Annotated in this window: 13 protein-coding genes; 8 read left to right on the plus strand and 5 right to left on the minus strand. The window is 72.7% G+C overall.

Annotation, left to right across the window (positions count from 1 at the left end; translation table 11 throughout):
• Nucleotides 1–61 precede the first annotated feature (61 nt).
• Entirely contained in the window at nt 62–859 is a 798-nt protein-coding gene (locus SNOUR_RS38665) for a methyltransferase domain-containing protein (protein ID WP_067359146.1), read from the plus strand.
• 242 nt (nt 860–1,101) lie between these two features.
• Here SNOUR_RS38665 and SNOUR_RS38670 read toward each other — a convergent pair whose 3' ends face one another.
• The 5 genes from SNOUR_RS38670 to SNOUR_RS38690 form a co-directional block, all read right to left on the minus strand.
• Entirely contained in the window at nt 1,102–1,890 is a 789-nt protein-coding gene (locus tag SNOUR_RS38670) for a hypothetical protein (RefSeq protein ID WP_067356587.1), read from the minus strand.
• A 177-nt stretch (nt 1,891–2,067) separates the two neighbouring features.
• Nucleotides 2,068–2,694 (minus strand): cytochrome b/b6 domain-containing protein, encoded by a 627-nt coding sequence (locus SNOUR_RS38675; RefSeq protein ID WP_067356590.1) that lies wholly within the window; start codon nt 2,692–2,694, stop codon nt 2,068–2,070.
• Nucleotides 2,678–3,343 carry a molybdopterin-dependent oxidoreductase gene (locus tag SNOUR_RS38680; protein WP_099055756.1) on the minus strand — a complete coding sequence of 222 codons (666 nt, stop codon included), beginning with the start codon at nt 3,341–3,343 and terminating at the stop codon, nt 2,678–2,680. The genes SNOUR_RS38675 and SNOUR_RS38680 overlap by 17 nt, the downstream gene beginning before the upstream one ends.
• A 40-nt stretch (nt 3,344–3,383) precedes the next feature.
• Entirely contained in the window at nt 3,384–3,674 is a 291-nt protein-coding gene (locus SNOUR_RS38685; protein WP_067356594.1) for a hypothetical protein, read from the minus strand.
• Nucleotides 3,675–3,749: 75 nt separating this feature from the next.
• A complete protein-coding gene (locus tag SNOUR_RS38690) occupies nt 3,750–4,760 on the minus strand; it encodes an SDR family NAD(P)-dependent oxidoreductase (protein WP_312635303.1) in 1,011 nt (336 codons plus the stop codon).
• A 140-nt stretch (nt 4,761–4,900) separates the two neighbouring features.
• Between SNOUR_RS38690 and SNOUR_RS38695 the strand changes: the two genes are divergently transcribed.
• From SNOUR_RS38695 to SNOUR_RS38725, 7 genes are read left to right on the plus strand one after another with little or no spacing between them, the layout of a single operon-like run.
• Complete coding sequence (locus tag SNOUR_RS38695; protein WP_079143167.1) at nt 4,901–6,622, plus strand: class I adenylate-forming enzyme family protein; 1,722 nt, start codon at nt 4,901–4,903, stop codon at nt 6,620–6,622.
• Nucleotides 6,613–8,271, plus strand: coding sequence for an AMP-binding protein (locus SNOUR_RS38700; RefSeq protein ID WP_067356599.1), 1,659 nt, complete (start codon nt 6,613–6,615; stop codon nt 8,269–8,271). The genes SNOUR_RS38695 and SNOUR_RS38700 overlap by 10 nt, the downstream gene beginning before the upstream one ends.
• 5 nt (nt 8,272–8,276) lie before the next feature.
• Nucleotides 8,277–9,110 carry an acyl-CoA thioesterase family protein gene (locus SNOUR_RS38705; RefSeq protein ID WP_067356602.1) on the plus strand — a complete coding sequence of 278 codons (834 nt, stop codon included), beginning with the start codon at nt 8,277–8,279 and terminating at the stop codon, nt 9,108–9,110.
• The gene (locus tag SNOUR_RS38710) at nt 9,104–10,828 is read left to right on the plus strand and encodes an acyl-CoA dehydrogenase family protein (protein ID WP_067356604.1); all 1,725 of its coding nucleotides are present in this window, start codon (nt 9,104–9,106) and stop codon (nt 10,826–10,828) included. Before SNOUR_RS38705 ends, SNOUR_RS38710 begins: the two co-directional genes overlap by 7 nt.
• Nucleotides 10,788–11,111, plus strand: a complete 324-nt coding sequence (locus tag SNOUR_RS38715; RefSeq protein WP_079143673.1) for an acyl carrier protein — start codon at nt 10,788–10,790, stop codon at nt 11,109–11,111. The genes SNOUR_RS38710 and SNOUR_RS38715 overlap by 41 nt, the downstream gene beginning before the upstream one ends.
• Entirely contained in the window at nt 11,092–12,258 is a 1,167-nt protein-coding gene (locus tag SNOUR_RS38720; RefSeq protein WP_067356610.1) for an acyl-CoA dehydrogenase family protein, read from the plus strand. Before SNOUR_RS38715 ends, SNOUR_RS38720 begins: the two co-directional genes overlap by 20 nt.
• The gene (locus tag SNOUR_RS38725; protein ID WP_067356612.1) at nt 12,255–12,521 is read left to right on the plus strand and encodes a MoaD/ThiS family protein; all 267 of its coding nucleotides are present in this window, start codon (nt 12,255–12,257) and stop codon (nt 12,519–12,521) included. Before SNOUR_RS38720 ends, SNOUR_RS38725 begins: the two co-directional genes overlap by 4 nt.
• Nucleotides 12,522–12,556: the final 35 nt, after the last annotated feature.

Genomic DNA, 12,556 nt, shown 5'->3' on the forward strand with positions numbered 1-12,556 from the left:
CGGGGCCCAGGCACTGCCGTGGGTGCCGGACCGCATTGCGCCGGGCCGGCGCGCGCCCGACATCGCGGCGGCTGCCCATCCGCACGCGCCGACGCCCGCCACCGGCCGCCCCGCGCCCGCAGAACCGCGTGACCCCTGGACGGACCAGCCGTACGCGCACGCTCTGCGCACCGGCAGCGGCCCGCTCTTCCTGCGCCGCCTGTCAGCGTCGGACGCCGCGCAGGGCCCTGGTTGGCGGGGTGATCTGCTGCCCCTGGACGTCGAGCGCTGGTGCGCCGTGCCCGACGCGGCCGACGCGAGCGTGCTGCGGCGCTGTACCGGCCCCGTCCTCGACGCCGGCTGCGGCCCCGGACGCCTGGTGGCCGCGCTGGCCGCCCAAGGCGTCCCGGCGCTGGGCATCGACGTCAGCCCGACCGCCGTGGCCCGCACCCGCCGCCTCGGGGGCCGGGCCGTGCGACGGTCCGTCTTCGACCGCCTGCCGCAGGAGGGCCGGTGGGGCACCGTCCTGCTCATGGACGGAAACATCGGCATCGGCGGCGATCCGATCGGCCTGCTCGACCGCCTGCGCACCCTGGTCGCCCCGGGTGGACGCCTGCTGGCCGAGGCGGCCCCTCACGACGTGGACGAGCGCCTCACCGCGCGCGTCGAGGACGCCCGGGGCCGCCACGGCCGCCCGTTCCCCTGGGCCCGTCTGGGCACCAAAGCCGTGCTGCGTGCCGCCGACGCGACGGGTTGGCTCCCGACCGGCCGATGGGCGGTCGACGGCCGCCCCTTCGTGGCCCTGCGCCGCCCGGGCCCGGGACGCCATGACCCACACACCACCCCGGCCGCCCTCGCCGCGAGGCCCGGCCGCCGATGACCGGCGCGTCACCCGGACGACCACCTGTCCCCGTCACTACCCGCCCCCGGCCCGCTCCTCGCCGGTTACGCCGTCGTCTGGGCGCTGTGCGCCGCCGCGGTTCTGTATCGCGCCTGGGGCTCGTCGCCCGCACGGATCGACGAACAGCGCATCGCGCGCCGGTCGGGCACGGAGCGGACGTCGAACGGCAGCCCGACGGCTGGCTGTTCTCCCTGATGGACCGCGGCGCGTGCCGGGCCGGGTCAGTGCAGGTCCACCTGGAAGGGGTGACGGTGGTCGGCAGGGCAGGTGAAGATCCGCAGGTCTCCGGAGCGGCCGACGACGACTCCTGACTCCGCATCGCTGGCCATGGTGAACAGCAGCGTCAGGTCCGTGCCGCAGTCATCGCAGGCGAACACCGCCGGGTACGTCAGGTGCCAGGTTGGCCAGCCGCCGAGCTTCCAACCGGCGACGCGGGTGATGACGTCACTGCCGTCACCGGTCGCACGGACCAGTTCCTCCAGTTGCGGGCGGAGGTCCGGGGGCAGCTCTTCCCGGTAGGGGAAGTCGGTCAGATGCCGAGCGGTGAGGGTGCATGCCTGGGGCAGACAGCCGTCCTCGTCGTAGCGCGAGGGGGACGGCGGGGTCGTCAACCGGCTCGTCACCTCAGCGGCCCGACGCCATCGCACCTCGACCACAGGGCTGATGTCGGCCTGTTGGGCCGGCGGATCCCAGTGTTCATTGGGACACCAGAGGATCTGCAAGAGGTCGAAGTCGGCGGGCCACCAGGGCCCCGGCGCGTCTCGTCGGAAGATCTGGGCGACCGGCACCATCGCCGTGGCAGGTGCGCCATCAGGGCTGTCCTCGTCGGGCACGGAGCACTCCGGCCACGGATCGTCACTCGGCCACAGGAGCGGGCCGCCGATCGAGCTGCTCCGGGGGTCCGGCTCACCACGCTCGGGACTGAACACCACGGCGTCGCGCGCGTAGGGGGCGAGCGCGGGCAGCGCGGTGAGTATCGCTTCGGTCGACGGTCTGGAGCTGTGCGTCATGATGTCTTCCGGTCAGCTGGCGGGAAATCGCTCGAAGCGTAACGGCCGGCTGTGACAGTGGCTCCCCTCGTACCTGGTGAGCGGAGCCACCGCCGGATCGCGGCAACGACGACCGTGCCGTGGGCGACCTGCGCGCGCCCGGTCGCCACGGCCCCGACCCTCATCCGCCGGACCGGCTCAGGACTCCTCCTCCCACAACGGATGCTCCCGTCTGGCCCAGGCGCGCGAGACATGGCCGGTGCGCAGCCCGCGGCGGGCCTCCGGATCGCGGGCCGCCATCCGCACATGGCCGATGACGAGGACGCCGACGAACAGGGCGATCCAGTCGTGGACGAAGGTCGCCCCGGTCCGCCAGAGCAGCGGCACCAGGCTCGGGAACCACAGGATCAGGCCGGTACCGATCATGACGAGCCCGGCTCCGGCGACCAATGCCGCATACAGTTTCTGCCCGGCGTTGAACTTTCCCGACGGGCGGTGGTGCCCGCGCAGGGCCGCTCTCACCCAGCCGCGGTCCTGCGGGCCGAACCGGTTCAGCCGGCCCAGATCCGCCCGGAAGGCCCGTGAGACCAGCCCCGCCAGCAACGGTACCGGCAGGGCGATCCCCGCCCACTCGTGCAGGGTGACCAGCAGGTTGCGGCGGCCGACGAGTTGGGCCAGGTACGGCACGTACAGGCAGGCCGCGGTGAGCAGCATGACGCCCATCAGCGCCGCCGTGGCCCGGTGCACCCACCGCTCCGCGGCGGTGAACCGCCGCAGCCTCTCCGCATCGCGCACCGGGGCCGGCCGTTCAGTCGATGCTGGCATCGTCCCGCCCGTTCGATCGGCCGACCCAGGCGTCCACGTCGTACCCGCGCTCTTCCCAATATCCGGGCTGCACACGGTCGGTGACCGTGATGCCGGACAGCCACTTCGCCGACTTGTAGAAGTACATCGGCGCGGCGTACAGCCGGACCGGCCCGCCGTGCGCGTGCGTCACGGGCCGGTCGTCCATCGCGTAGGCGACCAGCATGTCGGGCCGCCGGGCCTGGTCCAGGGTCAGGCTCTCGGTGTACACGCCGTCGAAGCAGGTGAACCGCACGGCCTTGGCGCCCGGCTTCGCCCCCGCCGCGTCGAGCAGATGGGACAGCCGTACACCCGTGAACGGCGTCCGCGGCACCCGCCAGCCGGTGACGCACTGCACGTCCTTGACCATCCGGGTGCGCGGCAGACCCTGGAGGTCCGCCAGCGTGTACGCCGTCGGACGCGCGACGAGCCCGTCCACGGTGAGGCGGTAGTCGGCGGCGGTGCGTTGCGGGACCGAGGGGGCCACCGAGTAGAACCGGAAGTCACCGGAGCCGGGCAACAGGCCCGTGATGCCGGTGGGATCCGTCTCGCGCACGCCGGCGAACACCCCGTTGAGGCTGTCCTGCAGCGGCGCCCCGACCGCCACGCCCACGGCGCCGAGCCCGAGCATTCCCAGGACCAATCGCCGACCGACGGGCCTGCCTTGCCTTTCACTGACCATGCGACCAGCACAGCACCGGTTCGGGGCCGCCGACCACCCCGCGCGCCCGGCCGTCAGCGATTCGTAAGACCCGGAGCCGCTGCCTGCCACGGCAGGCGCAGCCCCGGGAGCGGCAGGTGGAGAACGTCCACGGCACCGGAGCTTCGGTGCCGTTGTACCAGACAGGGGAGACGCACTGCTTGGGAAGCGGTTCGGCCGGGGCCTGGGAGCCCTTGGTCCAGAAGCAGGTGGAGCCGTCCTCGTCGGTGAAGACGCCGTCACCGCTGTTGCCGTTCCGCACGTCGAGGTTCCGGCCGCCGTTGGCCGAGGGGAAGTGGCCTTGGGGCGGCGCCTCTTGGGGTGTCGGGGCGGGTGATCAGCCGAGGCGTCCGAAGGCGAGCAGGTCGAGAAGCGTGGGGCCACCGACGTACGCGGACACGCCCGCATCGATGGTCAGGCAACTGCCGGTCACCATGGACGAGGCGTCAGCGGCCAGGTAGACGGCGGAGTCGGCGATCTCGTCGGGGGTGCCCCACCGGCGCATCGGCACGGCGTGCATCAGTCCGGCCGACACCTGTGGGTTCTCGCGGACCGCCGCGGTTTCCGCGGTGGCGGTCCAACCCGGGAGGATCGCGTTGACCCGGACACCGGCCGGCGCCCATTCCGCGCCCAGGGTCCGGGTCAGGGCGATGACTGCCGCCTTCGAGACCGCGATGGTGGAACGGGAGGGGACGCCGGCCACACCCGCCACCGAGGACACGTTGATCACCGATCCGGTGCCCCGTTCCAGAAGGTGCGGGCCCGCGGCACGGCAGAAGTGCAGTACCGATGCGAAGTTGAGGCGCATGTCGCGCTGCCAGGCATCGACCGGGATCTCCAGGAACGGGCCTGCGGTGGGCGTGCCACCCGCGACGTTGGCGACGATGTCCAGGCAGCCGAGCGCGCCGATCGCTTCGGACACGGCGGCGTGAATCTGTTCCTCCTCGACGACGTCGCAGGTCAGTGCCACGGCCTTGCGGCCGAACCGCCCAATCTCCGCGGCGAGTTCCGACAGGTCGTCGGTGCTGCGCGCGAGGACGGCGACATCGGCGCCCGCTTGCGCGAAGGCCCGGGCGATGGAGCGTCCGATGCCGCGTGACGCCCCGGTCACCAGGGCCTTCCTGCCGTCGAGGTCAAATCGAGAGGGCACGGCGCATCTCGCTTTCTCTCGGTCTTCCTTGGTCTTGTGTTTGTGTTGCTGTCTCGCGTCGCTGTGTGGGATGCCCTGGACCGGATGACTGCTGTGGTGCTCGCAGCCGCAGCCGCAGCCGCAGCCGCAGCCGCAGCCGCAGCCGCCGGTGTGCGAAGCGTCGGCGGCCGGCGGTGGCCGGGGCAAGCCCGGTTCCACTGCGCGGAACGGCCGCCGCGCCCTGGTGGGAGCCGGCAGGCGGGTCTGTTCCGCTCTCCGGAACTCCCGGTTTTGCCACCGGTCGGGGCGCCCTACGCTCTCGGCATCGGACGACGGTGTGCCGAGAAGGAGGTCATGCCATGTCCTCGCGAATGTCCGGGCAGCGCGGTGAACTGCCCCCGTTCCTCACCGCATACGCGCCGACCCGTGGCGCGCAGCGGATCCTTCCCCGATTCCTCGGTGGCCGGCCTCTGGCCACCGGGCGCATCGGCGAAGCCTGGCACGTGGCGGCGCAGCGCAATCCGTCCCAACTGCTGATCGCCGACCGGCCGCCCGACATCGACCCCCAGGGCCCGGCGGTGCGGACCCTCACGCAATGGGCGTCGCTGGTCGACGAGACCACGGCCTGGCTCCACGCGCTGGGGGTACGTGCCTGGGACCGGGTGGCCGTCCTCAAGGCCAACCACTTCGACCTGCTGGTGATTTCCTCGGCCGTGGCCCGGATCGGGGCCATCCCCGCGCCGCTGTCCGGCACGTACGGCCCGCCGGTGGACGGCGCTCCGGTCAGCCATACCCTGCTCCGGCGCCTTGAGCGGCCGTTCCTGGTCACCGACCGGGCCCACCTCGACGGCTGCGGCCTGGAGCCTGCCGCGCTCGCCGCACTGACCCGCCGCACGGTGTGCGTCGACGACACCGGCGGCCGGCTCGACGTGGTGGACCTGGCGAGCCTGCGGGGCGGTGCCGTGCCTACCGCACGGCTCCGGGCGCCCGACGAGCCGATGTGGGTGACGCACACCTCGGGTACCACCGGTGTGCCCAAACTCGTGATGCACTCGGCCACATCGGCGCACGCCATGGACCTGGTCGAGGCTGAGCGCTGGCCGCTGTGGATGGGGCAGCGGGACACCTGGGCGTTCTGCGACCCGTTCTGGCACGAGCGGACGATGGCCTTTCAGCTCTCCCTGGCGACCATCGGGCTGCGCATGATCATGCTCTCCGACGCCAGGTCGCCGGCGGTGCGCCGACTGTTGATCGAGTACCGGCCCACCGTCGTGGAGGCCATGCCCAACATGTTCCTCTCCTGGGAGGACCTCGCGCGGGATCCGGACCGTCCGTTCGGCAATGTGCGGCTGTTCCTCAACTCGTTCGACGCGATCCACACCCGCACCATGCGTACCCTCCTCGATGCCAGCGACCGCCGCCTCCCGCTGTGGATCCAGGCATGGAGCCAGAGCGAGTGCGGCCCGATCGCCCTGCGGCCGTACGCGCGCCGGTCGGTCCGGCACCGCGGCAAGCGGCCACCGGTCAACCAGAGCCTGGGCCGGCCGGTCCCGGGGTACGGGAAGATCCGGGCGGTGGACCCGGAGACCGGACGTCCGGTGCGCCGCGGCCGTGTCGGCCTCATCGAGTTCTCCCAACCGGGTCGCTGCCTGGCCTACGTCGGGGAGCAGGACCGGCACGAGCTCAAGCGCAACGGCGACTGGTGGAACACCGGCGACCTGGGTGTGATCAACCGGTTCGGGATGGTCAGGCTGGTCGACCGCGAGGTCGACCGTATCGCCGGCGGCAGCGCCATCGAGCTGGAGGACGTCCTGTTGGACCGCCTGCCCCAGCTGACCGAGATCGTCATCCTGCCGGCCGTACGGCGACGGCCCCTACCGGTCTACAGCACTGTGGGCGACCGCCCCCTCGATCCGGGGGAGTGGCAGCGTGCGGTCCGGGACCTGCCCGATCTGGCGGAGCCGGTCCGGATCGCCTGGGAGGAGTTCCCGCGGACCGGCACCTGGAAGATCGCCAGGGGACGGCTCCGGGAGCGGCTGATGCCCGGTGCCCGGCCCGTCGGCACGGGCCGATGGACGTGAGCGGGCCGGGCACGGCCGGGGCCACGCTCACCGAACTGCTGGAGTGCGCCGCCTCCGGCACCGGTGTCGCGCGGTTCCTCGGGATGCCCGGGGGCCCGTCCGTTCAACAGGTGCCGTTCGCACAGCTGTGGCGCCGTTCCGAGGCCGCCGCCGCGTACTTCCGGGAGTCGGCCGGGTCCCCGGGGGAACCGGTCGGCCTGCTGATGACAGCGGCACCGGACTGCCTCGCCGCACTGCTGGGTGCCTGGCGAGCGGGGCTGACCGCGGTCTCGCTCCCACAGCCGGGCCGCGGCGTCACGGCCGTGGAGCACCGGGCCGCCCTGGTGGAGATCTGCCGGCGGATGGAGATCGCACTGGTCGCCGTCCCCGGGTCGGCCCTCGGCCTGGCCGAGGGCGTGGCGCGGCACGTCGTCGATGTCGCCGCGTGCGCGGGGTTCGGCCGCCGTTGGGAGGCCGCCGGCGCGGGCGACCTGGTGCAGTTCTCCTCCGGAAGCACCGGCACGGTCAAGGGCGTCCACCTGACGTCCCGGGCGCTGGCCGCCAACGTCCTGGCGCTGCTGGACCGGTTGGGAAGTGCGGCGGAGGGGCTGGTGTGCTGCTCCTGGTGCCCGCTCTCGCACGACATGGGGCTGGTCGCCGCCACCCTGGCCCCACTGGTCGGCATGGGCCGACCCTGCGGCGCCCGGGAGGTGACCCTCATGCCGCCGCACTGGTTCCTCCGCAGCTGGCTGCCGGTCTGCTCGGCACGGTCGGCCACTGTGACCTACACACCGAACTTCGCCCTCGACCTGGCGGCGCGGCAGCTTCGCGCCGGCGGCAGTCCCGGCTGCGACCTGAGCACCCTGCGGGCCGTCGTCGTCGGCGCGGAACCCGTGCGTGGGGAGAGCCTGCGCCGGTTCGCCGCCGCGACGGCGCCGTACGGCTTCGACGAGACCGCCCTGTGCCCGGGCTACGGCATGGCCGAGGTGTCGGTCGCGGTCAGCCTGGTGGCACCCGCCCGGCACTGGACCTCGGTGCAGGTGGACACGTCCGCCCTCGGAGAGCTGCGCTGGGAACCGGCACCGACCGGCCTCGAACTGGTCTCCTGCGGCCCGCCGGTGGCCGGCGTCCAGGTCCGGGTCCCCGGCCGGGTGGGGCGGATCGAGGTGTCCGGCGACTGCCTGATGACCGGCTACACCGGCGACACCGTGCCGCACTGGTCCGACGGCTGGCTGGTCACCGACGACCTGGCCACCATCCAGGACGGCGAGCTGTACATCGTGGGGCGGGCCGACGACGTCATCCTCACTGCGGGCCGCACCCTCTACCCGGCCGACCTGGAGGCGACCGCGAGCGGGATCCTGGCCATCGGGACGGACCACTGCGCGGTCGTCGCGGACGGCGAGGGCGGGTACGTGGTCGTCGCCGAGCGGCGGCGCAACGACAGCCAGTCGCTGCGGAGCTGGCAGGAGGCATGCCGTCGGGCCAGGCGCAAACTGGTCGAACGGCACGGCATCGGACCCTCGGCGGGCATCGTCATCCCACCCGGAACCATGCCCCGCACCTCAAGCGGCAAGTTGCAGCGCACCCGTCTCCGATCCCTCTACCGCCATGACCAGTTGAGCGAAGAGACCGCGGTGCGCTTCGGCGTCCCGCACCGCGGCGGGTGACACCGATGGCACGCCACTGCCGGTACACGCTGCCGTGCGACACCAGTCTGTTCACCCCGCAGCAGCTCCAGCCCGTCATGGCGGGCCGCATCGCCAACACGGCCATGGCCCGCTGGCTCCACGACCACCTGGTCAGCTACCGCAGACTGCTGACCGAGTACCACACCGGCCTGGTGGTGTGGTCGGTCGGCATCCGCTACGAGCACCCGTTGCGCTTCGACGACGCCGACACACTGCTGATCACGGTCGAAGGACGCACCAGGCACGGTGGACGGCAGATGGAGTGGACGACCCGCATCGGCACCCACAGCGACGCCCGGCACATCCCGGACGCGGCGGTGCGGGTGCACTTGGTGGCTCTCCCCGTCCGCCTGGACGGGGACGCCGCACTCTCCGCGCGGCCCGCACCCCTTCCGCCGGAGCTGCTCCGTCGCTTCCCCGCGGAGGAGGACCCCGACACCCCCTGCCTGTCCCCGGTCCCCGCCCTCCGCCACGACCTGGAGCGCACCGAACCTCCGCTGGCCCGCTCCCGCACACCGTTCCTGATCCATCGGGCAGCCTGTGAGATGGCCGACCAATGGGCCTGGACCGAACTGGTCGCCCTGGCCGCGGCCGGCCGGGAACGCCTCGTCCTCGACCACGCGGCCGGCACCCCGCGACTGCGCGCGGCGCTCCAACAACCTCTGCGCCGCCTGGATGCCCGACTCACCTCCCCAGCCGCCCTGTTCGATGCGGTCGAGGTGGACAGCCGTGCCTGGCCCGGGACCCCCCACCCGGCCTTCACCCACACGGTGCGCTGCCGGGGACGTGACCTGGCCAGGGTGGTGGAGCAATGGTGAAGCCCGCCGCCCACCACCCGTCCACGGCCCTGGAAGCCGCACTCGGCGACCCGTTCGACCCCGGTGCCCCCGTCTCGTACCACAGCCTCGTCACACTGGACGAGCGGGAGCAGCCTCCGCTCCACGGCTTCGCGGTGGCCAGACAGGGGGGCCTGGCCTCCTACCTGATTCCACGGCCGGACGGGGGACGGCTGACCTCCTTCGAGGAGACCCTCGACCTGCTGCGCGTCCTGGCTCGCCGCGACCCCGTCCTCTCGGTGGGGTACGGGGCCTCCCTCTTCGCCGCCCTGCCGGTGTGGATGTGGGGGACCGTGCCCCAGCGCACCCTGGTGGCCGAGCGCCTGACCGCCGGCGACTTCGGAGCCATCGCCATCAGCGAGGAGCTGGCCGGCAGCGATGTGCTCGCGACCGCGACGACGGCGACCCGCACCCCGGCGGGGTTTCGGCTGGCCGGCCGGAAATGGCCGGTCAGCAACGCCACCCGGGGCACCTTCTGCACCGTACTGGCGCGCAGCGGAACCCAACCGGGACTGTTCCTCCTGGACACCCGCTTCCTCCCGGCCGACCGGTTCCGACACCTGCCCCAGGTGCCCACGCACGGCCTGCGCGGCAACGACCTGAGCGGGCTGGACTTCGACCACTGCGAGGTCCCGGCCACCGCGCAACTCGGCCCCCCTGGGCGCGGGGTGGAGATGCTGCTGACCGCCTCGTCCTACGCCCGCGTACTGGCCTGCGGTGTCGCCCTGGGCGCCGCCGACGCCGCGCTCCGCATCGCCACCGCGCGAGCGCACGAGCGGCAGCTCTACGGCAGGCGGCTGCTGGCCCTGCCGCCGGTACGGGCACTTCTGTCGGAGGCATGCCTGGACCTGCTGACCGCCGACTGCGTCGCCCGCGCGGCCGCCCGCGCCACCACGCTCAGCGCGAACCGCGCCCGACTGTGGACCTCGGTAGCCAAATACGTGGTACCGCTGTTGTGCGAAAAGGTGGTCCGCAACGCCGCGCACGTGCTCAGCACACGCTTCTACCTGCGCGAGCCGACCGCCTCCGGCATGCTGCAGAAACTCGTCCGCGACCTCGCCGCGACGAGCATCGTCGACGGCACCTCCCCGGTGCAGCTGAACCTCATCGCCTCCGCCCTGCGCGGCGTCGGCGCCCCGCAGCCCCGGGGCCGGGCCGCCGGCCCGGACCTGGCCGACGTCTTCACACTGACGACACCCACCGCTGCCTGGCACCCCCGGGCGACCGGACCACGGCTCCAGCCCGTCGCACGGGACGAGATCGTCCAGGACTGGAGTGGCCCCTGCCTCCAGGGCCGATTCCGGCTCCTGGACGACGAACGAGCAACTCTACGACGGAAGTTCTCCCGACTGACGTGGTCCCACGGCACGCCCCGCGCGGCGTACGCGCTGGCCCACCGCCACTGCCTGCTGCACGCGGCCGCCGCCTGCGCACACACCTGGACGCACAATCACCGACTGTTGGAACCCGAACTCGCCGGCTCCGGCTGGCTGGCCGCCTGTTGGGACCGCCTGTTGACGATGCTGGGCCGCAAGCCCCCGCAGCCACCCGCAGCCACTACCGAGGACGCCCTCATCGACTGGCTCTCCCGCACCTGCCGCCAGGGGCGTTGGCCCTCCCCGTTCCCTCTTCCCCCGCCGAACGACCAAGGACCACCCGATGGACACACTGACCGCCGCGGCCCTGCTGCGCTCCCATGACGTGGATCGCTACCCCCATGCCGCCGCCTATCTGCGGGCCCTGCTCGCCGGCTGCCTGGGCACCACACCCGACCGCATCACTCTTGAACAATCCCTGGACGCCCGGGGGTTCGATTCGGTGACCATCGCCGGCATCTCGGTGACCATCGAGGAAGACCTCGGCCTGCGCCTGCCGCTCGCCGACCTCACCACGACCCCGCTCGCCGACCTCGCCCGCCTCCTGGCGACCGACGCCCCCACCGGAGAGAGGGGGGCGGGTGAGCATGGCCCTGCCGACCGATGACCGCTACCTCGCCGCCTTGGTGCGGGACCGCTGGGGCACCCTGCTGAGCATGGTGAACGCTGACGTCACCCAGCGGTACGCGGCCGGGGAACCGTTGCCCTCGTGGTTCGCGAGGGCCGCCGCCGACGCCGGCCTGACCTCGTACGCACTGCCCCGGCACGCCGGTGGGCAGGGCGCCGGCCCCCGGACCTGGGGGCGGGTCCTGGAGGAGATCGGCTACCTGTGCGAGGACGACGCGGTCCCGTACACCGTGAGCATGCAAGTGGGCATCGCCACCGCGCTGTTGGAGGCGGAACGCCCCGAGCCGGCCCGGCGCCATGTGCACCGGCTGGCCGACGGGACGGCGTTGGCGGCGCTCGCCTACTCCGAGGACGCCGACCCCTTCGCCCTGGCCACACGGCTCCGCCACACCGCCGGCGGATTCCTGCTCACCGGACACAAGACCCACGTCAGCGGCGCCGCCCTGGCGGACCTCTTCCTCACCTACGCCCTCGACGACGGCGGCGACATGGTCGCAGTGATCGTCGAACGCGACGACCCCGGGGTGCGGTGCGGACCCACCGCCTCCATCGGGCACCGCACCAACGGACCGCGCACCCTCACCTTCGAGCACACCGCCCTTCCCGCCGACCGCATCGTCGCCGCCCAGGACGGACTGGGGCACGCCCAACGCTTCCTCAACGCCCGGCGGCTGGTGGCCGTATGCGGGCCCCTGGGCCGCGCCCGGGCCCTGCTCGAACGCTGCGCACACCGCCTGGCGACCACCACCCGCTACGGACGCCCCCTGAGCCAGTTGCCCAACGTCCAAGGTGCACTCGGGCGAATGTACATCTCCCTCCAGGCCGCACAAGCCACTCTCCACCACGCCCTGGACCGGGCCGAAGCCGGCCACTGCGACCCGCTCTTCGACCCCGTGATCACCGCTGCCAAGCACTTCGTGGTCGAGCAGATCCGCTCGATCGCGGACCAGGCATTCCGCGTGCTCGGCGGACACGCCTGCTACGGGGACCCCCGCTACGGCCAGGCGTTGCGCGACTTCACCGACCTCGTGGTGGCCGCCGGCTCCCAGGACACCCTGGAGGTCCTCCTGGGAGCCACCGCCCTCTCGGCCTGCGCCACCCCGGCACGAAGGGAACCGACCTCATGACGCTGCTCCTCAGCGGAACCCTCCAGCGCTTCGCCGGCTTCGAGCGCGAAATCACGCTCCCCGCCAGGACACTCGCCGAGGCCCTGCGCCACGCCGAGGAGCGGTATCCGCAACTGCGCCAGGTCCTGCGCGACAGCGGGGGAAGGCTGCGCGGCACACACCGGGTGCTGATCAACGGCGAGTTGGTGTCCGCACCGGAAGACCACCTCTTCCTGCAGGACGGGGATACGGTGGAGATCCTTACCGCGATCGCCGGAGGCTGACCGTCCAACAGCGGTGCATGGTCCGGTCCCGGGCC

The sequence above is a fragment of the Streptomyces noursei ATCC 11455 genome (genome assembly GCF_001704275.1).
Lineage (GTDB): Bacteria > Actinomycetota > Actinomycetes > Streptomycetales > Streptomycetaceae > Streptomyces > Streptomyces noursei.

What these genes read in the sequence shown, in the direction of transcription:
- SNOUR_RS38725 (WP_067356612.1), top strand. Translation starts at nt 12,255, where the DNA reads ATGACGCTGCTCCTCAGCGGAACCCTCCAGCGCTTCGCCGGCTTCGAG.
- SNOUR_RS38720 (WP_067356610.1), top strand. Translation starts at nt 11,092, where the DNA reads ATGGCCCTGCCGACCGATGACCGCTACCTCGCCGCCTTGGTGCGGGAC.
- SNOUR_RS38680 (WP_099055756.1), bottom strand. Translation starts at nt 3,343, where the DNA reads ATGCTCGGGCTCGGCGCCGTGGGCGTGGCGGTCGGGGCGCCGCTGCAG.
- SNOUR_RS38670 (WP_067356587.1), bottom strand. Translation starts at nt 1,890, where the DNA reads ATGACGCACAGCTCCAGACCGTCGACCGAAGCGATACTCACCGCGCTG.
- SNOUR_RS38705 (WP_067356602.1), top strand. Translation starts at nt 8,277, where the DNA reads ATGGCACGCCACTGCCGGTACACGCTGCCGTGCGACACCAGTCTGTTC.
- SNOUR_RS38710 (WP_067356604.1), top strand. Translation starts at nt 9,104, where the DNA reads ATGGTGAAGCCCGCCGCCCACCACCCGTCCACGGCCCTGGAAGCCGCA.
- SNOUR_RS38700 (WP_067356599.1), top strand. Translation starts at nt 6,613, where the DNA reads ATGGACGTGAGCGGGCCGGGCACGGCCGGGGCCACGCTCACCGAACTG.
- SNOUR_RS38695 (WP_079143167.1), top strand. Translation starts at nt 4,901, where the DNA reads ATGTCCTCGCGAATGTCCGGGCAGCGCGGTGAACTGCCCCCGTTCCTC.
- SNOUR_RS38675 (WP_067356590.1), bottom strand. Translation starts at nt 2,694, where the DNA reads ATGCCAGCATCGACTGAACGGCCGGCCCCGGTGCGCGATGCGGAGAGG.
- SNOUR_RS38715 (WP_079143673.1), top strand. Translation starts at nt 10,788, where the DNA reads ATGGACACACTGACCGCCGCGGCCCTGCTGCGCTCCCATGACGTGGAT.